Here is a 24,086-nt window from a genome sequence, read left to right on the forward strand (position 1 = left end):
CGCCCGGACTCCCCCTTTACTCCACTGCTATTCCACGGGCGGCTCCACGAAGAGGGTGGCCAGTCTCGGCAGCCGACGCCGGGCCTCCTCCTCGTCGTCGAAGTCCCAGAAGTCGTTCAGGTCGGGCACCGGCACCGGGTCACGCTCGGCCGGCAGGTCGGTCGCGGTGGCCTTCCGGTACGCGTCCCACGGCACCGCCAGCATGTCCTCGCACTCGAACTCCTCGCCGCTGAGCGCCGCCGCCCGCACCTGCGGCAACTCGGCGAGCGAGTCCGGGTCGCCGACCGCCTTGGCGAACACCGCCCGGCCCTGGGTCATCAGCCAGCCCCGGAAATACTCGAAGCCGTCGTCCGAGGCGCCGCCGTTGATCAGGTACGCCGCGCCCCAGAGATCCACCCGGTAGGAGGCGGCGAGCACCCGCCGCTGGTGGTGGGCGTACCCGACGATCTCCTCCGGGTCGCGCTCGGCCAGCAGCGCGACCGCCCGGGCGGCGACCGCGTCGGGCTCTCCCCCGGCCCCGGCGCGGGCGTCGTCGATCAGCTGCCAGAACTCGTCGGTCCTCATGGCAGGCAGTCTGGCAGAGCCCTCCGACGCGCCGGTTCGCCGCGCGCCACCGGTGCGGCGGGGCGGCGCGGCCCGCGTGCGGCAGCATGGTGCGGTGCGTGCGATCTCACTCCCGCCCGTCGCGTACGGGTCGACGGCCGTGCGGCCGGGCTGGGCCGACCTGCCGGCCGGGCTGCGGAACGCGCTGGCCGCCCGGCTCGGCGGCCCACCGGCGGCGGTACGGGTGGCCGCCGGCGGGTTCACCAGCGGATTCGCCGCCGTGCTGACCGGCCCAGACGGTGAGCGCGTGTTCGTCAAGGCGGCGGCGCTGCACGGGCAACGGCACCTGGTCGACTGGTACGCCCACGAGGCGGCGATCCTGGCCCGGCTCCCGGCCGGCCTGCCGGTGCCCCGGCCGCGCTGGGCGCTCACCGAGTCCGGCTGGTACGCGCTGGCGCTCGACGCGATCGACGGGCACACCCCCGCGCTGCCCTGGGCGCCGGCCGAGCTGGACGCCGCCCTCGCCACGTACGCCGAGGTGGCCGCCGCCCTCGCCGACCCGCCTGCGCAGCTGGCCGCGCTCCCGCTCCCCCGGCTCGCGGACCTGGCCCGCGACGACATCCTCTGGTGGGGCGAGGTGGCCGCCGGGCGCGAGCCACTGCCCGAGCAGGCCGCCGGCGCCCCGCTGGCCGAGCTGGTGGCGCTGGAGTCGCGCCTGCCCGGGTACGCCGACGCGGCCCCCGGGCTGGCCCACGGCGACCTGCGGGTGGACAACCTCCTGATCGACTCCGGCGGGCGCGCCTGGCTGTGCGACTGGCCGTGGCTCTGTCACGGGCCGGCCTGGTTCGACCTGGCCGGGCTGCTGCTCACCGCGTACGCCAGTGGCCTGGACGCGGACGGCGCGTTCGCCGGTCACCCGGCGGTGGCAGGGGCGCCCGCTGATGCGCTGGACGTGACGCTGGCCGCGCTGGCCGGCTACTACCTGACCGGGGCCGCCGCCGAACCGTCGACGGCGTCCCCGCACCTGCGCGCCCACCAGCGCTGGAGCGGCGAGCAGGCGCTCAGCTGGCTGGCCGAGCGGCGAGGCTGGTCCTGACCCCACCCCGCCGGTTCCCCATGACCCACCCCAGCTCAACAAGGTGGCGCGCATCCCACCGCCCCCTTGATCCACACCAGCACGGGGAGGTGGCCGCATCACACCGGCCCTGGCCCCGCCACTTCCCCGAAGTGGCGCGCCGCTCGACCAGCCTGGAAACGCCGATCGGACTGGTGTGATCGCTGGGTGCGACGGCATGCTGGTGACGGTGGCAGGTGGGCCCCGGCCGGAGGCGTTTTGGCTCGTCGGGGACCGACCTGGTAGCCTGGCTTTTCGCGCGGCGATGACGCATGCTCGTCGTGCGCGAAAGCAGACCAACCCGAGCTATCAAGACGAGGCTGTCGCGTGGCGAACATCAAGTCCCAGATCAAGCGCAACCGGCAGAACGAGAAGCGCCGGCTGCGTAACAAGTCGGTCAAGTCGTCGCTGAAGACCGCCATCCGGAAGTTCCACGAGGCTGCCGAGGCGGGCGACGCCGAGAAGGCCACCGTGCTGATGCGTGAGGCCACCCGGAAGCTGGACAAGGCTGCCAGCAAGGGTGTCATCCACGCCAACCAGGCGGCCAACCGGAAGTCGGCGATCGCCAAGCGCGTCGCCTCGTTCTCTGCCTGACCGGCACCGCAGATCCCGACCGGAAGCCCCGGGGCCATCGAGCCCACGGGGCTTCCGGCTGTCCCACTCCGATCACGCCGCAGATCTTGGTACGAAACGGCCCCCTGAGGGGCGGTTCCGTACCAAGATCTCCGCGCGAAGGCGCGGGGCGCGGCGCGGGGGAAGAGGCGCTGCTAGCGCTCGGTCGGGCGGTCGAACGTCGCGCGTTGCGGGTGGTGGTAGCGGACGCCCCGGGAGTCGGCTGGCGTGCCGCCCGGCAACGACCGGACGCTCCGGACCGCGCCGCTCGGCAGCGCGCGGGCGCTCGCGGGCACCCGGGCCCGGCCGACCACCGGCTCCATCTGCCGCCGGAAGCGGTCCCGCTCCTGCTCGGGCACCAGCGCCGCGGTGCGGACGACCATCTCGGCGACCACGTCGTTGAGCTTGACCATCGCGGCCACCGCGACCGGCAGCACCAGCACCGCCCACCAGCTCACCAGTTCGGCGAGCGCGAGCAGCACGGCGAGCGCCATCGCGCCCTCGAAGAACAGGAAGCAGAGCACCCCGCCCGGGTTGACGAAGCGCAGGCCCAGCACCCGGGCGTAGAGCGGGCGGTACCGCTCCTCGTCCGTGGCCACAGTCGACCACGATCGGGTCACCGGGCGCCGCCCTGCCGGGCCGCGGCCACCGAGAACACGGCTCGCTCCAGCGCGTACGCCCGGTCGTCGGCGCCGCCCTTGACCGCCGCGTTGCACTCGGCGGCCACCCGCATCGCCTCGACCAGGCCCTCGGGTGTCCAGCCCCGTGCCCGCACCTGAGCCTTCTCGATCTTCCAGGCCGGCATGCCCAGCGTCTTGGCCAGCTGGAACGGGCTTCCCCGCCCGGCGGCGGCGACCCGGGCCACGGTTCGTACGCCGTCGGCCAGCGCGTCGGCGATCGGCACCGGATCGACGCCGACGTGCAGCGCCCAGCGCAGCGCCTCCAGCGCGCCGGGCACGTCGCCGACCATCGTCGCGTCGGCCACCGTGAAGCCGGTCACCTCGGCCCGCCCCCGGTAGTAGCGGGCCACCGTGTCCGCGCTGATCCGCCCGTCCGTGTCGGCGAGCAGCTGCGAGCAGGCGGCGGCCAGCTCACGCATGTCGTTGCCGACTGCCGCGACCAGGGCGTCGGCCGCGTCCGGCGTGCACTTGCCCCCGTTGCGACGGATCTCGTCCCGCACGAAGGCGGCCCGTTCCCGGTCGCCCTTGAGCTTCATCGCCGGCACCACAGTGGCACCGGCCGCCCGAAGCCCGTCGGCGAACGCCTTGCCCTTGGCCCCGCCCAGGTGCAGCACGACGAGCTGCACGTCCGGGTCGGGGTTCTTCGCGTACGCCAGTAGCGCGGTGGACAGGTCCTTGCGGGCGTCCTGACCGGAGCGGAGCACCAGCACCCGGCGGCCGCCGAACAGCGACGGGCTGAGCATCTCGGCGATCTCGCCGACGGTGAGCGTGCCGGCCTGGTATTCCCGCACGTCCACGTCGGGGTCCACCTCGCGGGCCCGGGCGACGGCTTCGGTCACCGCTCGCGTGGCGAGCAGCTCCTCGTCGCCGAGGACGAGCACAATAGGAGGCAGGTCGGCGGGGGTCACGTCGCCCATACTCGCACGCCCTCCGACCCGATCGGACCTGGTCATCGAGGACTGTGACGGCACAGCCCGCACTCAGCGCAAATCCAGACATTTGCCTTGATGCACCATCTATCGCAACAAGACTCGCCACCTCACCGCTGTCGTACCGGATCGGGGCCGCGCGTCACCACGGCGAGGCCGGTGCCGACGCGCACGGCGGCCAGGTCACCGCCGGTGTCGGTACGCAGCACCCGCGCGCCGCCCCGGGTCAGCCGGTCCAGCAGCCCGGCGTTGGGATGCCCGTAGTCGTTGTCGACGCCCACGCACACCAGCGCCACCGCCGGGCGCACCGCGGCGAGGAACTGCGGATCCTGGTACGCCGAGCCGTGGTGGGCCACCTTCAGCACGTCGGCCCGGATCGCGGCGGCCGGCATCGTCTCCAGCATCGCCCGCTGCTCCTCCGTCTCGGCGTCACCGGCGAGCAGGACCCGTACCCCGGCCACGGTGGCGGTCAGGACGAGTGAGTTGTTGTTCGGGTCGGACCGGCTGCCCCGCAGCGGGTACGGCGGCCCGACCGCGACCAGGTCCACCGCTCCGGCCCGCCACCGCCAGCCCGCCTGCGCGGCGGCGAGCGGCGCACCGGCCCGGCGGGCCGCCTCGCGTACCTGGGCGGCGCCGTAGGGCGGCTCGGACCAGGACGGACCCACCACCGCGCCCACCCGCCGGCCCCGGAACACCCCGGCCACGCCGCCGACGTGGTCGACGTGGAAGTGACTGACCACCAGCAGCGACACCTCACGTACGCGCAGGCGGCGCAGGCAGGCGTCCACGCCGGACGGGTCCGGTCCGGCGTCGACCACCACGGCCCGGCCGGCCGCCACCGGCAGCACCACGGCGTCCCCCTGTCCCACCGCGCACGCCACCACCACCCAGCCGCGCGGCGGCCAGCCGGAGGCAAGCAACCGGATCGGCACCGCGCCGAGCACCACCGCCATCACCACGACCGCGACCAGCCGCCGCGCCCGGCGTCGGCGGAAGGCGAGCAGCAGCGCCACGCTCACCCCCGCCAGCAGCAGGGCCCCGGCCACCCCGCCCACCCAGGGCAGGTTCCCGGCCGGCAGGTCCGCCCCGTGCGCGGCCACCGCCACCAGCCAGCGCGCCGGCCAACTCGCCAGCCAGGCCAGGAACTCCGCGCCGCCCGGCCACACCGGCGACAGCACCGCCGCCAGCACACCGAGCACAGTGGCGGGCGCGACGGCCGGCACCGCCAACAGGTTCGCCGGCACCGCCACCAGGCTCACCGTCGCGGACAGTCCGGCGATCACCGGGCCGCAGGCGAGCTGCGCGGCGGCCGGCACGGCGAGCGCCTCGGCCAGCCCGGGCGGTACGCCCCGGCGGCGCAGCGCGTCCCGCCATCCCGGCGCGAGCAGCAGCAGTCCCCCGGTGGCGCAGACCGACAACGCGAACCCCGGGTCGCCCGCGAGGTCCGGGTCGTACAGGATCAGCCCGGTGACCGCCGCGGCGAGCGCGGGCAGCGCCGACCGGGACCGCCCGGCGGCCAGCGCGGCGAGCCCGATCGCACCCATCGCGGCGGCGCGCACCACGCTCGGCGAGGGCCGTACCAGGATGACGAACCCGACCAGGGCGAGCACACACAGCGTGGCGGCGGTACGCGGACCGGCGCGCGCCCAGCGGGCCAGCAGCAGCACCGCGCCGACCACTATCGCCACGTTGGAGCCGGACACCGCGTTGAGGTGCGTCATCCCGGTGGCCCGGAAGTCCTCCTCCACCTCGGGCAGCAGCCGGCTGGTGTCCCCCACCACGAGGCCGGGCAGCAGCCCGCCCGGCGCGTCCGGCAGCGGCGCACAGGCGCGCTGGAGCCCTGATCGCAGCACCCCGGCCGCCCGTTGCGGCCAGGACGCGCTGCCGCGCAGCGTGGGCGGATCGGCGGCGGAGAGCACGGCGGCGGTCAGGTCACCGCCGCGCGGGGCGGACAGCCGCCCCTGGGTGGTGACCCGCTGACCCGGCAGCAGCGGCCGCCAGGCCGGGTCGGTGGCCAGCACCAGGGCGCGTACCGGGCCGGTGACCCGCGCGCCGTCGCCTCCGGTGAGGCGGACCAGGTCGACGCGGACCAGGAGCATCGGTGGCCGGCCGGGGGCACCGCGTACCGGGCGGGGATCGTCGCGCAGCACCAGGTCGGCGGTGACCACTGCGCCTTCGGTGACCAGAGCGCGTACCGCCGTGGCGTCGCGGATCGCGAGCCGGGCGCCGGTGGCGGCGGCCCCGCAGACCACGCCGAGCAGCACGGCGACCACGATCCAGCCGTAGCGGCGGGTCGGTTCCCCCGGTCGGCCGAGCACGCCGCAGCAGCGCAGGGCCGCCAGGAGGGCGAGCGCGGCGGCGACGGCGGCCGTCCACACGGTCGCGCGGACGGTGAGGTGCAGCCCGGCCAGCGCGGCGAGCCACGCGGCCACCGCCAACCCGGCCAGCCGCAGGTCGGGCACGTCGCGGACAGGCGCAGGGTCACCGTCGAGGACGGGCGAGGCAGCGGCACGCCGGCCGGTCACACCGTCACCAGTTCCTTGAGCTGCTCGTACCGGGCGTCGCCGATGCCGTCGACCTGCCGCAGGTCGGACACGGACCGGAAGCCGCCGTGCTGGTCGCGGTGGTCGAGGATCCGCTGGGCGAGCACCGGGCCGACGCCGGGTAGCGCGTCGAGCTGGGCAAGCGTCGCGGTGTTCAGGTTGACCGGTCCGGCCGGCGCCGCAGGTCCGCCCGGCGCACCGCCTGCGCCCGCCGCGGCGGGCCCGCCCGGTCCCGGTGGGGCGGTCACACCGACCAGGATCAGTTCACCGTCGGTGACCTTGCGGGCGGGGTTGAGCAGCGCGACGTCGACGCCGGGCAGCGCGCCGCCTGCTGCCTCGACGGCGTCGGCCAGCCGGGCGCCGGCCGGCAGCCGGACCAGGCCGGGGCGGCGGACCTTCCCGGCCACCGCGACGACCACCTGACCCGGTGCGCCGGCTGACGCGGGCACCCCGGTGACCGCCTCGGTCGCCGCGCCCACAGGCGCCTCGGAGGACGCCGTCACCGGCGGCACGGGTTCGGTGCTCGGACGCGAGCGCCAGGCCCAGACGGCGGCCACCACGACCACCACTGCCGCCACCGCCGCGAGCGCCCGCACACCCCGGCTGCCGGGATCGAACGCCCCGGGTCCGGGCAGCCGGGACGCCAGGCCGCGCGCGGCCACCGGAGCATCGTGGGACGGGCCTTCGTCGGCGTCCGGCTCGGCGGACCAGGGGTTCGCCCCGGACGAGGGTTCCCGCCCGCCGTCGCGCTCCGGGAAGCCGGGACGCAGCCCGAGACCCGGCTCGGCCTCGCCGGGCCCAGGCCCGAACAGCCGGGCGAGCCGCCGCCGTACCGTCGTCTCCTCGTCGTCTGGCACGGCTCGGGACGCTACGGAGACAGCTCGTCCCGCATCGGCCGATGAACGCTCACCTGTGGACAACCAAGGGACTGTGGACACACACCCGATCAAGCCCTGGCCGTGCTAGGTGGCCGAAAACTACGGTCAGCGCGCCTCCGGGTCCAGGCCGAGCGCGGCCCGTCCCCCGTCGACCGGCACGACCGCGCCGTTGACGAACGAGGCGCGGTCGGAGAGCAGGAACGCGACCACCTCGGCCACCTCGTCGGTACGCCCGATTCGGCCGAGCGGGTGCAGCCGGGCCATCTCCGCGTCGACGTGCGCGACCTCGGCCGGGTCGAGTCCGGCCAGGTAGGCGGCGTGCCGTTCGGTGTGGACGGAGCCGAGCGCCACCGCGTTGGCGCGGATCCCGTGGCGGCCGTAGTCGACGGCGAGCGCCCGGGTCAGCCCTTCCAGCGCGGCCTTGGCGGTGGCGTACGGCAGCGCGCCCGGCACCGCCCGGCGGGCCTGGTGGGACGAGACGTTGACGATCGCGCCGCCGGTCCGGGCGGCCAGGAACCGGCGTACGGCGGTGCCGGCCCCGGCCACGGCGGGCCGCAGGTTGAGCGTGATCAGGTCGACCACCTCGCTCGCGGGCGCGCGGTGCAGGTCGGCGTCGCGGAAGACAGCGGCGTTGTTGACCCAGCCGGCCAGCGGCGCGTACGCCTCGGCGCGGTCGGCGGCCCGGCCGGTGACCGCCTCGTCGCCGGCGTCCCCGGTCACGGCGTGCAGCCGGTCGGCGAGCGAATGCCGGGCCAGCCAGTCCAGTGCGCTCGTGTCCCGTTCGACCACGACCACGATGCCGCCGTCGGTGGCCAGCCGTTCGACGATGGCGCGTCCGACGCCGCGCCCGCCGCCGGTGACGACATACGACAGTGGGCTCATCCGGCCACCCTAGGGTGTACGGCGGTGGACCACCACGCACGCCAGCCCCGGCCCGGCGTGGGCGGCGACCACCGCTCCGGCCTCGGTGACGTACGTGTCGTGCAGCCGGTCGCCCAGCCGCTTGGTCAGCGCCGTCAGCAACTGCTCGGCCCGCTGTGGCGCGGCGAGGTGGTGCACCGCGACGTCGACCTGGGCGTCGTCTGCCGCCTCGACGGCGAGGTCGACCAGCCGCGCGACTCCCCGGCTGGCGGTACGGACCTTGTCCTTCACCACGATCGCGCCATCCGGCATGTGCATGATCGGCTTTACCGAGAGCGCGGTGCCGAGCAGCGCCTCGGCCGCGTTGATCCGGCCGCCCCGGCGCAGGAACTCCAGCGTGTCGACGTAGAAGTAGATGGTGGTGCGGGCGACCGCGTCCAGCGCCGCGTCGCGTACCCCGGTCAGGTCGGCGCCCGCCGCGGCGGCCGCGGCGGCGGCGAGCGCCGGGAAGCCGAGGCCCATGCCTGTGGATCGGCTGTCGACGACGGTGACGCGGTCGTCGCCGACCTCGGCGGCGGCGAGCCGGGCGGCCTCGACGGTGCCGGACAGCTCGGCGGACAGGTGCACCGACACCACGCCGTCGGCGCCCTCGGCGAGCAGCGTGCGGTAGACCTGCGCGAACTGTTCGGGCGCGGGCCGGGACGTGCTCACCGAGACCCGCCGGCCGCTCAGCGCGCGGGTGGCGTCGGCCGGGGAGGTCTCGACGCCCTCCAGCCCTTCCGCGCCGTTGAGCACGACTGTGAGCGGGACGACGGTGAGCCCGCGTGCGCGGGCCAGGTCGGAGGGCAGGTAGGCGGTGGAGTCGGTGACGACCGCGACGGGCATGACCGGCACGCTAGCCGATGGCGCTGTGACGCGCCGGGGCCGGAGGTGTCAGACCGCGTCGGTGAGCGCCGCCCGGGTGACCAGACCGACGTTGTGTGCCCGCAGGTGCCAGCCCCGGATGTCGTTGTGGCGCAGTTCGGTCCAGTGGCAGTTCGCCAGCGAGCCGAGGCTGCGCAGCACCGTGTGGTCCCAGCCGAGCAGGTGCCCGACGCCCTGCCGGGCGCCGCCGCCGTGGGTGGTCACCACGACCGTGCCGCCGACGGCGAGGTCGGCCGCGTCCTGGAACCCGGCGCCGAGCCGGGCGCCCAGGTCACCCAGGGGTTCGAGGCCGGCGCCCGGGTCCGGGTCGCCGGCCCGCCAGCGGGCGTACTCGTCGGGGAACCGTTCGGCCACCTCGGTCAGGGTGAGGCCCTGCCACTGGCCGAAGTGCCGTTCCCGCAGCCGCGCGTCGGTGCGGACCGGCAGCCCGGTCAGCGCCGCGAGCGCGGCGGCGGTGTCGGCGGCCCGGCGCAGGTCGCTGGCGACGATCGCGTCGGGGCGCAGCGCGGCGAGTACCGGGGCGGCGGCGTGGGCCTGCTCGCGGCCGAGGTCGTTGAGGGGCACGTCGGTCTGGCCCTGGACGCGGCTCGCGGCGTTCCAGTCGGTGTTGCCGTGCCGCCAGATGATCAGGCGGGTCATTCGGCGGTGGCGCTGCCGGCGGCCGAGTCGGCCAGGTCGCGATCGGTGAACGGGATCTGCGGGCAGTCCTTCCAGAGCCGGTCGAGCGCGTAGAACTCGCGCTCCTCGGTGTGCTGGACGTGGACCACGATGTCGACGTAGTCGAGCAGCACCCAGCGGCCGCCGCGCTCGCCTTCGCGGCGCACCGGCTTGGCCTTCTCCGGCAGCTCCAGCAGGCGCTCCTCGATGGCGTCGACGATGGCGAGCACCTGACGCTCGTTCGGAGCGGCGGCCAGCAGGAACGCGTCGGTGATCGCGAGCTGGTCGCCCACGTCGATGATGACGATGTCCTGTGCCTTCTTGTCGGCCGCGGCCTGGGCGGCGGCCATCGCCAGCTCGTGCGCGCGCTCGGAAACTGTCACCGTTCTCCTTCGATCAACCGTGCGACCCTCCAAGCCTCTCACACCCGGCGGTGCGGCGACTTGTCAGTTCTGGTCGATTTCAGGCACAAACGGGGACATAAAGCGCGGAATCACCGCTGATAGAGACGCCGTTTCGCGATGTACTGCACCACACCGTCGGGCACCAGGTACCACACCGGTTCGCCCCGGGCGACCCGCGCGCGGCAGTCGGTCGAGGAGATCGCCATCGCGGGCACCTGCACGAGGCTCACCGAGTCGGCCGGCAGGTGCTTGTCGGTCAGTTCGAAGCCGGGCCGGGTCACGCCGATGAAGTGGGCCAGTTCGAGCGCCTCGTCCAGATCCTTCCAGGAGAGGATGCGCTCCAGCGCGTCCGCGCCGGTGATGAAGAACAGCTGCGCCTTCGCGCCGTACTCGGCGTGCAGGTCGCGCAGCGTGTCGACGGTGTAGGTGGGGCCGCCGCGGTCGATGTCGACCCGGCTCACCTGGAAGCGCGGGTTGGAGGCGGTGGCGATCACCGTCATCAGATAACGGTCCTCGGCCGGGGTGACCGCTTCCTCCGCCTTCTGCCACGGCTGTCCGGTGGGCACGAAGACCACCTCGTCCAGACCGAACCGGTCGGCCACCTCGCTCGCCGCCACCAGGTGCCCGTGGTGGATCGGGTCGAACGTGCCGCCCATGATGCCGACCCGCCGGATGTCTTCCTCCACCCAGCGATCGTAGGCCGCCCGCCCGACGGCCCCGGGCGGGGTCCGCCGTCGAGCGCGCCGGGCGGTCCCCCACCCGGCGCGCTCCCAGCTCAGGCCGACGCGGCGGCCACCGCCGTCCGGGCCACGAGCGCCCGGCGCATGTCGTCGTCCAGGTCGGTCACCCACCGCCGCAGGCCCGGCGTCAGGTCGTCGCGGGCCAGCAGCGCCGCGGCCATCTCCCGGGTGGGCTGCGCCACGGCGTAGCGGGGGTAGGCGGCCACCGTGACCGCGTCGGCCACCCACGCGGTACGCAGACGCGCCGCCGCCGGCATGTCGGTGAAGTAGCGCTGCACGTACCCGGCGGTCAGCTCGGCCTGCTCGGGCTGCCAGAAGCCCTCGGCGGTCGCCTCGACCAGGCGGTTGGACAGCTCGGTGCTGCGGGTGACGATCTCCCAGGCGGCCCGCTTCGCGTCGGCGTCGGGCAGCGCGGCCCGGCACGCGGCGGCCTGCTCGGCGCCGGTGGCGCTGCGGTCGGCGTCGGCCTCGGCGTCGATCTGCGGCGTACCGGCCGCGCCGAGCACCACCAGCCGGCGCAGCACCGCCCAGCGCAGGTCGGTGTCCACGGCCAGCCCCGACGGCACGTCCTTACCGGCCAGCCAGCCGGCGAGCATCGCGGTGTCGGTGGTGGCGGCGATCAGGCCTCGCGCCGCCGCCAGTTGCAGGGAACCGCCCGCGGGGGCCGAGTCGAGCAACGCCGCGCAGGCGGTCGCCACCCGCAGCAGCGCCGCGTCCCGGCCGAGCGGGTCGAGGTAGCGGTCGATCAGCCGGCGACTGAGCAGCAGCACGTCCTCGACGATCGTCACCTCGGTCTCGGCGGGCAGCGCCGCCGCGATCAGCGCGGCCAGCGCGCCGGCCGGCCGTTCCCCGTCGGTGACCGCGTCCAGCGCCTCGCCCCAGAGCAGCGCCCGGGCCAGCGGATCGTCGAGCCCCGGCAGCAGCAGCGGCACCGCGTCCGCCGAGGCCGGGTCGAGGCGGATCTTGGCGAACGTCAGGTCACCGGCGTTCGGCAGCACGAGCCCGGTGGCGGGCCGTCCGACCAGCTCGGGCAGCGGCGTCCGGCCGCCGTCGGCGTCGGGGTCGAGGTCGACGTCGAACCGGTACGCCGGGCCGTCGGCGGTGTGGTGGGCCACGCCGATACGGTGCGGCCGCAGCACCGGGTGGCTCGCCGGGGCGGTCTGCACGATCGCCACGTCGGTCCACCGCCCGTCGGCGTCCACGGCGGTGTCGACCCGCAGCGTGTTCACCTGCGCGCGGCGCAGCCAGCGTTCCGCCCAGCCGGCCAGGTCGCGGCCGCTCGCCGTACCCAGGGCGGCCAGCAGGTCGGCGAGTGTCGCGTTGCCGAAGCGGTGCGCGGCGAAGTGCGCGTTCAGCCCGGCCAGGAACGCCTCGTCACCGAGCCAGGCGACGAGCTGGCGCAGCACGCTGGCGCCCTTGGCGTACGAGATGCCGTCGAAGTTCAGCAGCGCCTGGGCGGCGTCTGCCACCTCCTCCGGCGCCACCGGGTGGGTGGAGGGGCGCTGGTCGGCGGTGTAGCCCCAGGCCTTGCGACGGCTCGCGAACGTGGTCCACGCCCGGTCGAACCGGGTCGCCTCGGCGGTGACCCGGGTGCCCAGGTATTCGGCGAAGGACTCGTTGAGCCACAGGTCGTCCCACCAGCTCATGGTGACCAGGTCGCCGAACCACATGTGTGCCATCTCGTGGGCGATCGTGGTGGCGCGCAGCTCCCGCTGGGTGTCGGTCACCGCCGAGCGGAAGACGTAGTCGTCGCGGATCGTGACCAGGCCCGGGTTCTCCATCGCGCCGGCGTTGAACTCGGGCACGAACGCCTGGTCGTACTTGCCGAACGGATAGCGTTCGGCGAACAGCTCGTGGAAGCGGTCGAGGCACTGGCGGGTGACTGTGAAGATCTCGTCGGCGTCGGCATCCAGGTGCTCGGCGAGCGAGCGCCGGCAGTAGAGGCCGAGCGGGATGCCGTCGTGCTCGGCGCGCAGCACGTGCCACGGCCCGGCGATCAGCGAGACGAAGTAGGTCGCGAGCGGCTCGGTGGTGGCGAACTCCCAGCGGCCGGGTGCGGGCCGGTCGGCGAGCGGCCCGTTGGCGGCCACCGTCCACTCCGGTGGCGCGGTGACGGTCAGCGTCACCGGCGCCTTCAGGTCGGGCTGGTCGAACGCGGCGAAGATCCGCGGCCCGTCGTCCAGGAAGGACATCGCATACAGGTAGGTCTCGCCGTCGGCCGGGTCGACGAACCGGTGCAGCCCTTCGCCGGTGTTGGAGTAGGCCATCTCGGCCTCGACGGTGAGCGTGTTGTCGGCGGCCAGGCCGGTCAGCGGCAGCCGGCCGTCCGCCAGCAGGGCCGGGTCGAGGTCGCTGTCGTTGAGGCGGGCGGCGAGGAGTCGGCGCGGCTTGACGTCGACGAAGGTCTCGGCGCCGGGGGTGGCCCGGAACCGGATGGTGACGGCGGAGCGGAACCGCTCGGCGTCGCCGGTCAGGTCGAGGTCCACATCGTAGGACTCGACGGTGATCGACGCGCGGCGCGCGGTCGCCTCTGCACGGGTGAGGCTCGGCATCCGCTTATCCTGCCCGATGTGGTCCGCTCGGGCCGCCTCGTTACGCATGGCGATGGAGGAGCAGCGATGGGTCAGCACCCCAAGGGCGATTTCGACCTCTCCCGGGCGGTTTGGCAGCGGGCAGAGGGCGACACCTCCGAGGGAGCGGTCGAGGTGGCATTCGTCGACGACCTGATCGGTATGCGCAACTCCGCCGAGCCGGACGGGCCCGTGCTGGTCTTCACCCAGGCCGAGTGGGACGCGTTCGTCGCCGGCGCCCAGGACGGCGAGTTCGACCTGGACTGAGCGCACCTCAGTCACCGTCGCCCCAGCCGAGGCCGCCCGGACCGGGCGCGTGGTGGAAGCCCGGGTGCCCGGACACGTCGGCGCAGCGCTCGCCGTCGGGCCCGACCGCGTCGCAGAACAGCCGCTCGGCCCGGTGCCAGGCGTCCGCCGGGGACAGGGCCGCCGCGCCGAGCGCCAGCTCCGGGCGGAGCAGGCCGAGCGCTTCGGCGTACGCCACCGCCTGCTCCCGCGCGACGGCGGGATCGGTGGCGGCGAAGCCCAGGTGCACGGTGAAGTACCGCGGTGGGCGGGCCCCGGCGCGCCGGGGCCCGCCGATCAGCGGACCGTCGCGGCCGTCCCCGCGCAGCCCGGCCCACGCCTCGCGGTGCCGCCGTGCCGCGCTGTCGTCACGCATCAGTGCCCTCCCCCGTCGCCGGTGACCGCCGCCGGACACCACGCCGGCGGGCGCCGGACCGGTAGCCGCCGGTCCGCGTGCCTCGAGGGAACCAGCTTTTCCGCCGCCGGGGAGGGGCCAGCGTCCGCCCGACCGGCTGGCCCCTCCCGCGTGCGGCCCGAGCTGCTGAGATGAAGGGTTCGGCGGCGTCGCCCGGGGTAGGTAGGCAGCGCCGCCGAACCGCGTCAGGAGCAGCCGACATGAGCACCATGCCGAGCGACCGGAGCCCGGACAGCACGCTCGCCTTCATCCGGGAGGGCTACCGTTTCGTCGGCTCCCGCTGCGACCGCCTCGGCACCGACGTGTTCCAGACCCGGCTGCTGCTGGAGCCGACGATCTGCCTGCGCGGCCGGGAGGCCGCCGAGCTGTTCTACGACGAGGAGCGGTTCGTGCGGCGGGGCGCCATGCCGATGCGCGGGCAGCGCACGCTCACCGGTGTCGGCGGCGTGCAGGGCCTGGACGGGCAGGCGCACCGGGTCCGCAAGGCGATGTTCATGTCGATCATGACGTCGGCCGCGATCCGCCGCCTCGGGGAGATCTTCGACGAACAGTGGCAGGCCCGGATCCCGGTCTGGGCCCGCAACGGCCCGGTGGTGCTCTACGACGAGGTGGGCGAGATCCTGACCCGTACGGTCTGGGCCTGGGCCGGGGTGCCGCTGGCCGAGGCCGACGTGCCGCGCCGCACCGCCGAGATGCACGCGATGATCGAGGCGCCGGCCGCGCTGGGCCCCCGGCACTGGCGCGGCCGGCTCGGCCGCTACCGCGCGCAACGATGGGCCGGCGACCTGATCGAACGGGTACGCGCGGGCGCGGTGCCCGCCCCGGAGGGCAGCGCGCTGGCGGTCGTGGCCGGGCACCGGGACGAGCGGGGACTGCCGCTGCCCCGCCGGATCGCCGCCGTGGAACTGCTCAACGTGCTGCGCCCCACCGTCGCGGTGGACCGGTACGTGGTCTTCGCCGCGCTGGCGCTGCACGACCACCCGCACTGGCGGGACCGGCTGCCCGGCGACGACGCCGCGACCGAGCGGTTCGTGCAGGAGGTACGCCGCTACTACCCGTTCTTCCCGGTCACCGCGGCCCGGGTGCGCCGCTCGTTCCAGTGGCGGGGGTACACGTTCCCGCAGGGCCGGCGGGTGCTGCTCGACCTGTACGGCACCAATCACCACCCCGGCATCTGGCCGGAGCCGGAGCAGTTCCGCCCCGAGCGCTTCACCGGCTGGCGCGACGACCCGTTCGGCCTGGTCCCGCAGGGCGGCGGCGACCACTTCACCGGCCACCGCTGCGCCGGCGAGTGGATCACCATCGAGCTGATGAAGCGGGCCGTGACGAACCTGACCGGCGCGATGGACTACCGCGTACCGCCGCAGGACCTGGCGCTCGACCTGGGCGCCATGCCGGCGTTGCCGCCCAGCGGGCTGGTGCTCGACGGCGTACGCCCGGTCGACGGGGCACATCGGGCCGGCGGGGTGCGCCCGCTGCGCTGAACGGGCGCCCCCTCGTCGGGCGGTCAGGCGGCCTGCGGGTGCAGCACGGTACGCAGGCAGCCGTCCTCCTTCTTCTCGAAGATCTCGTAACCCCGGGCGCCCTGCTCCAGCGACATCGGGTGGGTGGCCAGGTAGCCGGGGTCGATCTCGCCGGCCGCGACCCGGTCCAGCAGCATCGGGATGTAGCGCTGGGCGTGCATCTGCCCCATCCGCAGCACCAGGGCCTTGTTCATGGCCGCGCCGAGCGGGAACTTGTCCACCAGGCCGCCGTACACGCCGACGATGCTCACCGTGCCGCCCTTGCGAGCCGCCATGATCGCCTGCCGGACCGAGGTGGGGCGGTCGGTCTGCGCGCGTACCGTCTGCTTGGCCTTGTCGTACGCGTACGCCGGGCCGACGTCGTGCGACTCCATGCCGACGGCCTCGATGCAGGCGTCCGGGCCGCGCCCGGCGGTCATCTCCCGCAGCGCCTCCAGCACGTCGGTCTCGGCGTAGTTGATCGTCTCGACGCCGAGGCGCTGCGACGCGGTGGCGAGCCGTTCCGGCAGCCGGTCGATGACCACCACCCGCTCGGCGCCGAGGATCTGCGCGGACCGGGCCGCCATCTGGCCGACGCCGCCGGCGCCCCAGACGGCCACCACCTCGCCGCCCTTGAGGTTGCAGAAGTCGGCGGCCATCCAGCCGGTCGGCATGGCGTCGGAGGCGAACACGACCGAGTCGTCCGGCACCCCGTCCGGCACGGTGAACGCGCCGACGTCGCCGAACGGCACCCGGATGTACTCGGCGTGGCTGCCGGAGTAGCCGCCGGCCGCGTGCGAGTAGCCGAGGATGCCGGCCGGCGAGTGGCCCCACAGCTTCTCGGTGAAGACCGGCTGCGGGTTGGAGTTGTCGCAGAGCGAGAACTGCTCGGTGCGGCAGTACCAGCACGAGCCGCAGGCCACCACCGAGCCGACCACCACCCGGTCACCGACGGAGATGCGCCGCACGTCGGGGCCGGTCTCGACCACCTCACCCATGAACTCGTGGCCGAGGATGTCCCCCTCGCGCATCGCCGGCAGGTAGCCGTTGATCAGATGCAGGTCGGAGCCGCAGACGCTGCTCGCGCGCACCTTGACGATGATGTCGCCGCCGGACCTGATGGTCGGCTCCGGCACGTCCCGTACGGCCAGCTTCCCTACGCCCTCCCAGCACAACGCCCTCACGGCCGTCCTCCCACCATCAGCTTCTCGCGTACCTTGTCCGTCGCCCGCTCCTGACGCGGGCTGCGCCCGGACGGGTCGTGCCGGGTGTCCAGCACGTGCCCGGTCTCGATCAACGACTTGATCCGGCGCAGCGCGGTGCGCAGCCCCAGGTCCGGGTCGGTGCCACCGACCAGCCCGACCGCGCGCCGGATCGGCCCGGAGCGCCAGCGCAGCTCGGCCCGGATCTCGGTGCCCCGATTCTGCGGCGCGGTCACCAGCTCGACCCGGCCGCGCTGGGCCACCGGCCCGTCGGTGACCCGCCAGCTCAACCGGCCCGGGCCGTCGACGGTGATCTCGGCCCGCCACTCGGTGCCGCCGCCGGCCGGGTCGGCCGCCACGCAGCGCCACCGGTTCGCGTCGAGCTGCTCCAGCGTGGCCCACTCGGCCAGCCCTCGATCGAGCCGTTCCCGGTCGGTCCAGAACCCGATCACCGCGTCGACCGGCCGGTCCACGGTGATGCCGCGGCGCACCACGTACCAGCCGTCCTCGCGGTCGGGCTGGTGCCGGTGCCGTCGCCCGGCGACCGTCCGGGTGACTCCGAGCGCGGTCACCGCGGCGGCGCCGGCCAGCGCCCATCTCGTCGCGTTGCTGGGCATCACGTCTCCTCCCGACTCGGACCGTCCCGTATCCGGGTGCGCTACCCGACACAGCCCGCCCGAAACGGTTTCAGCAGCCGCATTCCGGGCAAGTCGCGTGACCCGACACGAGGGGAGACGACGTGACCCGACCGATCGCCGCGCGCCCGGGCGAGGAGACCGCCGCGTCCGCGCCGGTCCGGCTCCCGATGGCGTACGTCCTGCCGCTGCGCGCCCACGACGACGGCGGCCTGGACGAGCTGACCGCGTACCTGCGGGAGCTGAGCCGCTGGGTCGACGTGGTGGTGGTCGACGCCTCGCCGCCGCAGCTGTTCGCCCGGCACGCCGCCGCATGGGACGGGCTGGTACGGCACGTGCCGCCGGACCCGGCGCTGCGCGGACGCAACGGCAAGGTGCTCGGCGTGCTCACCGGCGTCGCGCTGGCCCGGCACGAGCACGTGGTGATCGCCGACGACGACATCCGGTACGACCTGCCGGCCCTGCGCGCCGTGCACCAGCTGCTGGACGGGGTCGACCTGGTCCGCCCGCAGAACCACTTCGACCCGCTGCCGTGGCACGCCTGGTGGGACACCGGCCGGACGCTGCTCGCCCGCGCGTTCGGCGGGGACTGGCCCGGCACGCTCGGGGTGCGGCGGGGCACGTTCCTGGCGATGGGCGGCTACGACCCGGACGTGCTCTTCGAGAACCTGGAGCTGGTCCGGACCGTGCGCGCGTACGGCGGCAGCACCGCCACCCCGGCGTGGCTGTACGTGCGGCGGCTCCCGCCCTCCGCGGCGCACTTCCTCGGGCAGCGCGTCCGCCAGGCGTACGACGAGACGGCCCGGCCGGCGTGGCTGCTCGCCGCGCTGGTGGTGCTGCCCGCGACGGCGGCTGCGCTCGCCACCCGCCGGCCCGGGCTGCTGCTGCGGGCCGGGCTGGCGACTGTCGCGGTGGCGGAGCTGGGCCGGCGACGGGCCGGCGGCGCGACCGTGTTCCCGGCGCACACCAGCCTGGCCGCGCCGCTCTGGGCGCTGGAACGCGGGCTGTGCGCGTGGCTGGCGGTGGGCCGGCGGCTGCGCGGCGGGGTGCCCTACGCGGGCGCCCGGCTGCGGGTGGCGGCCAACTCCACACGTGCGCTGCGGCGGCGGACGACCCGGCACCGCCCGGACGAGCTGGTGCTCTGGGTGCAGACCGGGTCGATGCCCGCTGATGTGAAAGGAAGGGCCCCTTCTTATCGCGAGGCGATAAGAAGGGGCCCTTCCTAACCGAGAGCGCGGGCCTTCAGGAGGACTGCGCCTGCTCGGCGCTGTGCCGCACGTCCTGCGCGGCGGCGCGGCCGTCGTCCTTGACCGCGTACGCGGCGTCCTGCGCGGTGGCCTTCACCGACTCGGCGGCGTGCTGCGCGGGCTCGCGCAGCTCCTCCTTCAGCTCACCGGCGACCTCGCCCAGCTTCTCCTTGACCACGCCGCCGTGCTCGGCGGCCTTCTCCTTGACCTGCGCGGCGACCTGCTGCTCGCGGCGGGTGGCGGGGATCAGCGAGGAGACCAGCATGCCGACGCCGAAGGCGATCACGCCGGCGGCGATCGGGTTGCCCTCGGACTTGCGCCGCACCACCTGCGGCGCCCGGTGGGCGGCGTCGCTCACCGTGGCGGCGGCCGAGTGCGCCTTGTCGCCCACCGTGGACGCCATCGAGGAGGCGTGGTCGCCCACCGAGTGGGCGGCGTGGCCGGTGCCGTGGCCGAGGTCCGATGCGGTTCCCATCACCTTGTCCTTCACGTTCGTCAGCGCGCTACGCACGCGCTGCTTGCGGTCGTCGACGATGCGGCCCGGGCTGACCTTGTACGCCAGGGCGTCCACGTCCGAGCTGAGGTTGTTGCGGGTGGCTTCGATCTCGCGGCGGATCTGCTCGGGATCGGTGCTCATCGGATGACTCCCTCCGGGTGCGGCTTGAGCGCGTCGGGGATGCGCTGCACGCTGTCGTTCGTCTGCTTCAGGCCGCGGATCCGCTCGGCGTTCTTCTTGCCCATCGAGTACAGGACCGCCGCGACAACGGCCCAGATGACGGCCACGATCAGCGCGGCCAGCCCGGAGTCCATGACGTTGTCGAGGAACTGCCAGATCGCGATCGAGACGAAGAGCGCCACCATGTAGCCGCCGAAGCCGGCGCCGCCGAACAGTCCGGCGGCCTTGCCCGCCTTCTTGCCCTCCTGGCGGATCTCCGCCTTCGCCAGTTCGACCTCCTGCCGCATCAGCGTGGACAGGTCAGTGGTGACCTGGCGCATCAGGTCGCCGAGCGAGCTGCCGCGCACCTCGTCGGCGTGGGGCGGGGCGCCCGCCGCCTGATAGCCGGGGTCCTGCGTGGGTACGGTCATGCCGTCGCCTCCCTTCTGCCGGTACGGCCGGTCACGGGCGGGGAGCGCCGGTGGACGGGACGCCCGGCAGCGGGTCGGTGCGCTCCGGCGGCGGCAGCGGCTGACCGGTGCCACCCGCCGGGTCGGCCCAGGTGTTCGGGGCGCCGCCGGTCGGGTAGGTCGCGCCCGGCGCGGAGTAGCCCGGGTCCGGCTCGGCGTAGCTGCCCGGCGTCGGGTCGAGGTAGCCGCCCGGCGGCACCTGGTCCGGCACCTCACGCGCGGTCGGGATGACGGCCGTGCGGTCCGGGTCGTACGCCGGCCGCGCGCCGCTGTTGTCGTCGCCGAGCGCGGTGATGTTGCGGGTGAGCCGCCCGGCGACCACGCCGAGCAGCGCGGCGCCGACGAGGAACGTGCCGGGGTTGCGGCGGGCATAGTTCTTCACCTCGTTGAGCAGGTCGCCCGGCTCGCGCTGCTCCAGCCAGCCGGCCACGCCGTGCACCCGCTCGGCCGCCTGGTGGGCCAGCTCGGTGACCGGGCCGGAGCCGCCACCCTGCTGCGCCATGGTGCGCATCTCGTCGGCGAGCGACCGCAGGCCGCTGGCGGCGCGCTGCTGCTGCTGTCCGGCCTGGGCGGTGACCTGGCTGCGGGTCTCGCCGTAAAGGTCGCGGGCCTGTCGCTTGGCCTCGCCCACCACCTCCCGACCCTGCTCCTTGGCGGTCTGCGCCACGGCGCCACCGGCGCTCGCGGCGTCGGAGCCCACCTGGCGGGCCTGGTCACGCACGCCGCCGCCGTTCGTCGACTGGTACGTGGCAGAAGTCGGGGAAAGATCCTGAGTCATGATGTCCCTTCCGCTCGTGTGTTTCCCAGCGGGTGTTCTCGGGGGGTACGCGGATTTGTTTCCGCATGACAATCGCCCTACCCCCGGTCGACCGGTCCATGCCTGATTCGTGATTTCTCTGCGGGAGCGACCCGCTCCGGTCAGAGAATGGAATGCCTGCCCGCCCGGGCGGCGGCGAGTCCACGGGGGTGACAGGGATGGCACGTGACGTGCGCGAACACGCGCCCGCCCGGCCTACGGTGCAGAAGGTCGCCCTCGCGGCGGCAGCCGTCTTCGCGCTGATCGGCGTGCTCGGTTTCGTACCCGGCATCACCACGCACTACGGCGAGATGACGTTCGCCGGGCACCACTCCGAGGCGAAGCTGCTCGGGGTGTTCCAGGTGTCGGTGCTGCACAACCTGGTGCACCTGCTGTTCGGCCTGGTCGGTCTGGTCATGGCGCGGCGGCTGGCCGGGGCGCGCGTGTTCCTGGCCGGCGGCGGCGCGCTCTACCTGGTGCTGTGGCTGTACGGCTTCGCCATCGACCGGGATGCCTCGGCGAACTTCGTGCCGGTGAACGACGCCGACAACTGGCTGCACCTGTTCCTCGGTTTCGGCATGCTCGCGGCCGGCCTGCTGCTCAACAACAACCTCGGCACCGGCACCCGGGTGGAGGCCCCGTTCGACCGTCCCTGACCAGGCGCGACACGCCGGTGCGGCGTTTGTCCCGACCCGATGCCGGGCAGGAGGGCAGGCGCGAGCGGGTCGAGGAGGTCCGGCGATGCCACGGTGGTTGCGCGACAACATGCTCTCGGTCGCCATGCTCGGCGCGTTCCTGGTCTTCCTGCTGCTGCAGAGCGTCTTCGGCTGGCAGGTGCACAACGAGGAGCTGAGCCGGTACGGCATCGAGCCGCTGAGCTGGTGGGCCTATCTCGGCACCGGGCACTTCGCCGAGGCGGTGTTCGAGAACTGGGAGTCGGAGTTCCTCCAGATGGGCGGCTACGTGCTGCTCACCGCGTACCTGGTGCAGAAGGGCTCGGCCGAGTCGAAGCCGGAGGACCAGACGGACCGGCCGGAGGACAACCGGGACCACGCCCGCCCCGACTCGCCCTGGCCGGTACGGGTCGGCGGGCTGCCGCTCGTGGTCTACCGGAACAGCCTCGCCATCGCGCTTCTGATGATCTTCGGCGGCTCGTTCCTGGGGCATCTGTTCGGCGGCGTGGCCGCCTACAACCAGGAGCAGGCGCTGGAGAGCGGTGCCGCCCCGATCAGCGCCTGGCAGTTCCTCGGCACCAGCGACTTCTGGTTCCAGTCGATGCAGAACTGGCAGAGCGAGTTCCTCGCCGTCGGCGTGCTGATCCTGCTCAGCATCGTGCTGCGCCAGCACGCCAGCCCGGAGTCGAAGCCGGTCACCGCGCCGCACGCCCAGACCAGCGCCTGAGCGTCAGGCCGGCCGATCAGGCCGCCACCGGCAGCCGCTTGGCGAAGCAGACGCTGTACGGGTTGTCCACGTACTCGCCGTACACCGGGATCGGCTCGTAGCCGCTGGACCGGTAGAGCGAGATCGCGGCCGGCAGGTAGGTGCCCGTCTCCAGGCACACTGTCCGGTGCCCCGCCCGGAACGCCAGCTCCTCCAGCGCGACGAGCAACTGCCGGGCGATGCCCCGCCCCCGGAACGCCGGTCGCACGTACATCCGCTTCAGCTCACCGGTGTCGGCGTCGAGCGCCTGGAGCCCACCGCAGCCGACCGCCCGGCCGCCCACCACGGCGGCCAGGTAGTGGATGTCGGTGTGCACGACCGTCACCTGCCCGTCCAGCCCGCCGTCCGCGTCGCGCAGCTCACGCTGCTGGGCGACGACGAGCGCGGCGATCTCCGGGTCGGTGGCGGGACGGGACTCGATCAACATGCCCGTACGCTAGATCCGCCGGATTTCGCGCAGGTTTCCCGCCACCGTCCCGCAGACGGCTACTCGACGTCCGCTTCCGCCGCGGCCGCGGCCTCGATCTCGTCCTCCGGGCGGACCCGGCGGGCCTTGCGGGCCGCCAGCCGGTCGGACGCCGACGGACGGTTCGACTTCTCCTCCAGCCGCACGTCGGTGCCCCGGTTACCGGGTACGAAGTCGACACCGGCGTAGAGCGTCGGTTGCCAGTCGAACTCCCGTTCGCCGATGCGCACCAGGTCACCGGCCTGCGCGCCGGCCTTGGCGAGCTTCTCCTCGACGCCGAGGCGGGCCAGCCGGTCGGCCAGGTAACCCACCGCCTCGTCGTTGTCGAAGTTGGTCTGCTTGACCCAGCGCTCCGGCCGGCTGCCGCGCACCGTGTACGAGCCGTCCGGCTCGGCCTCGATGGTGAAGCCGGCGTCGTCGACCGCCTTCGGGCGGATCACGATCCGGGTCGGCTCGGCCGGCGGGGCGGCCCGGCGGCCCTGCTCGACCAGCTCCGCCATCGCGTACGTCAGCTCGCGCAGGCCCTCGCGGGTGGCGGTGGAGACGTCGAAGACGCGCAGGCCACGGGCCTCCAGGTCGGGGCGGACGATGTCGGCGAGGTCCTTGCCGTCGGGCACGTCGACCTTGTTGAGCGCGACCAGCCGGGGCCGGTCGGCGAGCCCGCCGTACTGGGACAGCTCCGACTCGATGGCGTCGATGTCGGCGAGCGGGTCGCGGCCGGGCTCCAGCGTCGCGGTGTCGACCACGTGCACCAGCACGGCGCAGCGCTCGACGTGGCGGAGGAACTCCAGGCCCAGGCCCTTGCCGCTGGCCGCGCCCGGGATCAGGCCCGGCACGTCGGCGACGGTGAAGGTGTGGTTGTCCACCCGGACCACGCCCAGGTTCGGCACCAGCGTGGTGAACGGGTAGTCGGCGATCTTCGGCTTGGCCGCGGAGATCACCGAGATCAGCGACGACTTGCCGGCCGACGGGAAGCCGACCAGGCCCACGTCGGCGACGCTCTTCAGCTCCAGCACCACGTCCAGCCGGTCGCCGGGCTCACCCAGCTCGGCGAAGCCGGGCGCCTTGCGGCGGGCGTTCGCCAGCGAGGCGTTGCCGCGCCCGCCCCGGCCGCCCCGGGCCGCCTCGAACGTGGTGCCCACGCCGACCATGTCGGCCAGGACCTCGCCGTCGAGGCTCTGCACCACGGTGCCGTTGGGCACCTTGATGACCAGGTCGCGGCCGTTCGCGCCGTCCCGGTTCGAGCCGGCCCCGCCCTTGCCGTTCTCGGCCTTCAGGTGGGGCCGGAAGTGGAAGTCGAGCAGCGTGGTGACCTGCGCGTCGACCACCAGGGACACGCTGCCGCCGTGGCCGCCGTTGCCGCCGTCCGGCCCGCCGAACGGCTTGAACTTCTCCCGGTGGATCGAGACACAGCCGTGCCCGCCGTCGCCGGCCTGCATGTGCAGGACGACCCGGTCAACGAACGTCGTCACGACGCCAATCCTTCCAGCGGGGTCCGCCCCGCGCGTGAAAAGGCGA

26 protein-coding genes are annotated in these 24,086 nt (G+C 74.3%); 7 read left to right on the top strand and 19 right to left on the bottom strand.

Annotated elements, in window-relative coordinates:
* Window positions 1–27: 27 nt before the first annotated feature.
* Window positions 28–564, bottom strand: coding sequence for a DUF4240 domain-containing protein (locus PVK74_RS14570; protein WP_043328995.1), 537 nt, complete (start codon window positions 562–564; stop codon window positions 28–30).
* On the opposite strand from PVK74_RS14570, the gene PVK74_RS14575 reads away from it, so the two are divergent.
* Window positions 563–1,639 carry a phosphotransferase family protein gene (locus PVK74_RS14575; RefSeq protein WP_274479220.1) on the top strand — a complete coding sequence of 359 codons (1,077 nt, stop codon included), beginning with the start codon at window positions 563–565 and terminating at the stop codon, window positions 1,637–1,639. The two genes, PVK74_RS14570 and PVK74_RS14575, sit on opposite strands and share 2 nt — an antisense overlap.
* 345 nt (window positions 1,640–1,984) lie before the next feature.
* Window positions 1,985–2,251 carry a 30S ribosomal protein S20 gene (rpsT, locus tag PVK74_RS14580; RefSeq protein ID WP_030503107.1) on the top strand — a complete coding sequence of 89 codons (267 nt, stop codon included), beginning with the start codon at window positions 1,985–1,987 and terminating at the stop codon, window positions 2,249–2,251.
* A 173-nt stretch (window positions 2,252–2,424) separates the two neighbouring features.
* On the opposite strand, the gene PVK74_RS14585 is transcribed toward rpsT, so the two are convergent.
* From PVK74_RS14585 to pepN, 10 genes are all read right to left on the bottom strand, one after another.
* The gene (locus tag PVK74_RS14585; RefSeq protein ID WP_043328992.1) at window positions 2,425–2,889 is read right to left on the bottom strand and encodes a hypothetical protein; all 465 of its coding nucleotides are present in this window, start codon (window positions 2,887–2,889) and stop codon (window positions 2,425–2,427) included.
* Window positions 2,886–3,866, bottom strand: coding sequence for a DNA polymerase III subunit delta (gene holA, locus PVK74_RS14590; RefSeq protein WP_043328991.1), 981 nt, complete (start codon window positions 3,864–3,866; stop codon window positions 2,886–2,888). The genes PVK74_RS14585 and holA overlap by 4 nt, the downstream gene beginning before the upstream one ends.
* Before the next feature lie 122 nt (window positions 3,867–3,988).
* Entirely contained in the window at window positions 3,989–6,403 is a 2,415-nt protein-coding gene (locus tag PVK74_RS14595; protein ID WP_420800528.1) for a ComEC/Rec2 family competence protein, read from the bottom strand.
* Window positions 6,400–7,278 carry a ComEA family DNA-binding protein gene (locus PVK74_RS14600; protein ID WP_210887421.1) on the bottom strand — a complete coding sequence of 293 codons (879 nt, stop codon included), beginning with the start codon at window positions 7,276–7,278 and terminating at the stop codon, window positions 6,400–6,402. The genes PVK74_RS14595 and PVK74_RS14600 overlap by 4 nt, the downstream gene beginning before the upstream one ends.
* A gap of 126 nt (window positions 7,279–7,404) precedes the next feature.
* Complete coding sequence (locus PVK74_RS14605; protein WP_274479221.1) at window positions 7,405–8,181, bottom strand: SDR family NAD(P)-dependent oxidoreductase; 777 nt, start codon at window positions 8,179–8,181, stop codon at window positions 7,405–7,407.
* A 9-nt stretch (window positions 8,182–8,190) separates the two neighbouring features.
* On the bottom strand, window positions 8,191–9,045 hold the full coding sequence (locus PVK74_RS14610) for a DegV family protein (protein WP_274479222.1): 855 nt from the start codon (window positions 9,043–9,045) through the stop codon (window positions 8,191–8,193).
* 48 nt (window positions 9,046–9,093) lie between these two features.
* A complete protein-coding gene (locus PVK74_RS14615) occupies window positions 9,094–9,723 on the bottom strand; it encodes a histidine phosphatase family protein (RefSeq protein ID WP_043328986.1) in 630 nt (209 codons plus the stop codon).
* Window positions 9,720–10,124 carry a ribosome silencing factor gene (rsfS, locus tag PVK74_RS14620; RefSeq protein WP_043328985.1) on the bottom strand — a complete coding sequence of 135 codons (405 nt, stop codon included), beginning with the start codon at window positions 10,122–10,124 and terminating at the stop codon, window positions 9,720–9,722. The genes PVK74_RS14615 and rsfS overlap by 4 nt, the downstream gene beginning before the upstream one ends.
* Window positions 10,125–10,234: 110 nt before the next feature.
* The gene (nadD, locus tag PVK74_RS14625) at window positions 10,235–10,831 is read right to left on the bottom strand and encodes a nicotinate-nucleotide adenylyltransferase (protein ID WP_030503098.1); all 597 of its coding nucleotides are present in this window, start codon (window positions 10,829–10,831) and stop codon (window positions 10,235–10,237) included.
* Window positions 10,832–10,920: 89 nt separating this feature from the next.
* A complete protein-coding gene (gene pepN, locus PVK74_RS14630) occupies window positions 10,921–13,437 on the bottom strand; it encodes an aminopeptidase N (protein WP_274479223.1) in 2,517 nt (838 codons plus the stop codon).
* Window positions 13,438–13,503: 66 nt separating this feature from the next.
* Here pepN and PVK74_RS14635 point away from each other — a divergent pair, with 66 nt between their 5' ends.
* A complete protein-coding gene (locus PVK74_RS14635) occupies window positions 13,504–13,722 on the top strand; it encodes a DUF397 domain-containing protein (RefSeq protein WP_013287999.1) in 219 nt (72 codons plus the stop codon).
* A gap of 7 nt (window positions 13,723–13,729) precedes the next feature.
* Here the strand turns inward: PVK74_RS14635 and PVK74_RS14640 are convergent, their stop codons facing one another.
* Window positions 13,730–14,116, bottom strand: coding sequence for a hypothetical protein (locus tag PVK74_RS14640; RefSeq protein ID WP_113972690.1), 387 nt, complete (start codon window positions 14,114–14,116; stop codon window positions 13,730–13,732).
* A gap of 239 nt (window positions 14,117–14,355) precedes the next feature.
* Between PVK74_RS14640 and PVK74_RS14645 the strand changes: the two genes are divergently transcribed.
* Window positions 14,356–15,639, top strand: a complete 1,284-nt coding sequence (locus tag PVK74_RS14645; RefSeq protein WP_274479224.1) for a cytochrome P450 — start codon at window positions 14,356–14,358, stop codon at window positions 15,637–15,639.
* 23 nt (window positions 15,640–15,662) lie between these two features.
* On the opposite strand, the gene PVK74_RS14650 is transcribed toward PVK74_RS14645, so the two are convergent.
* Window positions 15,663–16,841 (bottom strand): zinc-dependent alcohol dehydrogenase, encoded by a 1,179-nt coding sequence (locus PVK74_RS14650; protein ID WP_069087988.1) that lies wholly within the window; start codon window positions 16,839–16,841, stop codon window positions 15,663–15,665.
* Window positions 16,838–17,476 carry an SRPBCC family protein gene (locus PVK74_RS14655; protein ID WP_210887433.1) on the bottom strand — a complete coding sequence of 213 codons (639 nt, stop codon included), beginning with the start codon at window positions 17,474–17,476 and terminating at the stop codon, window positions 16,838–16,840. The genes PVK74_RS14650 and PVK74_RS14655 overlap by 4 nt, the downstream gene beginning before the upstream one ends.
* A 122-nt stretch (window positions 17,477–17,598) precedes the next feature.
* Between PVK74_RS14655 and PVK74_RS14660 the strand changes: the two genes are divergently transcribed.
* Complete coding sequence (locus tag PVK74_RS14660) at window positions 17,599–18,720, top strand: glycosyltransferase family 2 protein (RefSeq protein ID WP_274479225.1); 1,122 nt, start codon at window positions 17,599–17,601, stop codon at window positions 18,718–18,720.
* A 16-nt stretch (window positions 18,721–18,736) separates the two neighbouring features.
* On the opposite strand, the gene PVK74_RS14665 is transcribed toward PVK74_RS14660, so the two are convergent.
* From PVK74_RS14665 to PVK74_RS14675, 3 genes are read right to left on the bottom strand one after another with little or no spacing between them, the layout of a single operon-like run.
* A complete protein-coding gene (locus tag PVK74_RS14665; RefSeq protein WP_274479226.1) occupies window positions 18,737–19,378 on the bottom strand; it encodes a DUF3618 domain-containing protein in 642 nt (213 codons plus the stop codon).
* Window positions 19,375–19,827 carry a phage holin family protein gene (locus tag PVK74_RS14670; RefSeq protein ID WP_051611588.1) on the bottom strand — a complete coding sequence of 151 codons (453 nt, stop codon included), beginning with the start codon at window positions 19,825–19,827 and terminating at the stop codon, window positions 19,375–19,377. The genes PVK74_RS14665 and PVK74_RS14670 overlap by 4 nt, the downstream gene beginning before the upstream one ends.
* A 31-nt stretch (window positions 19,828–19,858) precedes the next feature.
* Window positions 19,859–20,644 (bottom strand): hypothetical protein, encoded by a 786-nt coding sequence (locus tag PVK74_RS14675; protein ID WP_064448719.1) that lies wholly within the window; start codon window positions 20,642–20,644, stop codon window positions 19,859–19,861.
* A 209-nt stretch (window positions 20,645–20,853) separates the two neighbouring features.
* Between PVK74_RS14675 and PVK74_RS14680 the strand changes: the two genes are divergently transcribed.
* On the top strand, window positions 20,854–21,318 hold the full coding sequence (locus tag PVK74_RS14680; RefSeq protein ID WP_197494991.1) for a DUF4383 domain-containing protein: 465 nt from the start codon (window positions 20,854–20,856) through the stop codon (window positions 21,316–21,318).
* 85 nt (window positions 21,319–21,403) lie between these two features.
* A complete protein-coding gene (locus tag PVK74_RS14685; protein WP_043328972.1) occupies window positions 21,404–22,063 on the top strand; it encodes a DUF6766 family protein in 660 nt (219 codons plus the stop codon).
* A 16-nt stretch (window positions 22,064–22,079) separates the two neighbouring features.
* Here the strand turns inward: PVK74_RS14685 and PVK74_RS14690 are convergent, their stop codons facing one another.
* Together PVK74_RS14690 and obgE are read right to left on the bottom strand one after the other, a co-directional pair.
* Window positions 22,080–22,529 carry a GNAT family N-acetyltransferase gene (locus PVK74_RS14690; RefSeq protein ID WP_064448720.1) on the bottom strand — a complete coding sequence of 150 codons (450 nt, stop codon included), beginning with the start codon at window positions 22,527–22,529 and terminating at the stop codon, window positions 22,080–22,082.
* A gap of 59 nt (window positions 22,530–22,588) precedes the next feature.
* Window positions 22,589–24,040 carry a GTPase ObgE gene (gene obgE, locus PVK74_RS14695; protein ID WP_043328970.1) on the bottom strand — a complete coding sequence of 484 codons (1,452 nt, stop codon included), beginning with the start codon at window positions 24,038–24,040 and terminating at the stop codon, window positions 22,589–22,591.
* Window positions 24,041–24,086 lie beyond the last annotated feature (46 nt).

This window comes from Micromonospora chalcea (assembly GCF_028768405.1).
Classification (GTDB): domain Bacteria; phylum Actinomycetota; class Actinomycetes; order Mycobacteriales; family Micromonosporaceae; genus Micromonospora; species Micromonospora chalcea.

Coding starts and splice junctions, on each gene's coding strand:
- PVK74_RS14575 (WP_274479220.1), top strand. CDS start 563: ATGGCAGGCAGTCTGGCAGAGCCCTCCGACGCGCCGGTTCGCCGCGCG.
- PVK74_RS14570 (WP_043328995.1), bottom strand. CDS start 564: ATGAGGACCGACGAGTTCTGGCAGCTGATCGACGACGCCCGCGCCGGG.
- holA (WP_043328991.1), bottom strand. CDS start 3,866: ATGGGCGACGTGACCCCCGCCGACCTGCCTCCTATTGTGCTCGTCCTC.
- PVK74_RS14605 (WP_274479221.1), bottom strand. CDS start 8,181: ATGAGCCCACTGTCGTATGTCGTCACCGGCGGCGGGCGCGGCGTCGGA.
- PVK74_RS14610 (WP_274479222.1), bottom strand. CDS start 9,045: ATGCCCGTCGCGGTCGTCACCGACTCCACCGCCTACCTGCCCTCCGAC.
- PVK74_RS14615 (WP_043328986.1), bottom strand. CDS start 9,723: ATGACCCGCCTGATCATCTGGCGGCACGGCAACACCGACTGGAACGCC.
- pepN (WP_274479223.1), bottom strand. CDS start 13,437: ATGCCGAGCCTCACCCGTGCAGAGGCGACCGCGCGCCGCGCGTCGATC.
- PVK74_RS14635 (WP_013287999.1), top strand. CDS start 13,504: ATGGGTCAGCACCCCAAGGGCGATTTCGACCTCTCCCGGGCGGTTTGG.
- PVK74_RS14640 (WP_113972690.1), bottom strand. CDS start 14,116: ATGCGTGACGACAGCGCGGCACGGCGGCACCGCGAGGCGTGGGCCGGG.
- PVK74_RS14645 (WP_274479224.1), top strand. CDS start 14,356: ATGAGCACCATGCCGAGCGACCGGAGCCCGGACAGCACGCTCGCCTTC.
- PVK74_RS14655 (WP_210887433.1), bottom strand. CDS start 17,476: ATGCCCAGCAACGCGACGAGATGGGCGCTGGCCGGCGCCGCCGCGGTG.
- PVK74_RS14665 (WP_274479226.1), bottom strand. CDS start 19,378: ATGAGCACCGATCCCGAGCAGATCCGCCGCGAGATCGAAGCCACCCGC.
- PVK74_RS14670 (WP_051611588.1), bottom strand. CDS start 19,827: ATGACCGTACCCACGCAGGACCCCGGCTATCAGGCGGCGGGCGCCCCG.
- PVK74_RS14675 (WP_064448719.1), bottom strand. CDS start 20,644: ATGACTCAGGATCTTTCCCCGACTTCTGCCACGTACCAGTCGACGAAC.
- PVK74_RS14685 (WP_043328972.1), top strand. CDS start 21,404: ATGCCACGGTGGTTGCGCGACAACATGCTCTCGGTCGCCATGCTCGGC.
- PVK74_RS14690 (WP_064448720.1), bottom strand. CDS start 22,529: ATGTTGATCGAGTCCCGTCCCGCCACCGACCCGGAGATCGCCGCGCTC.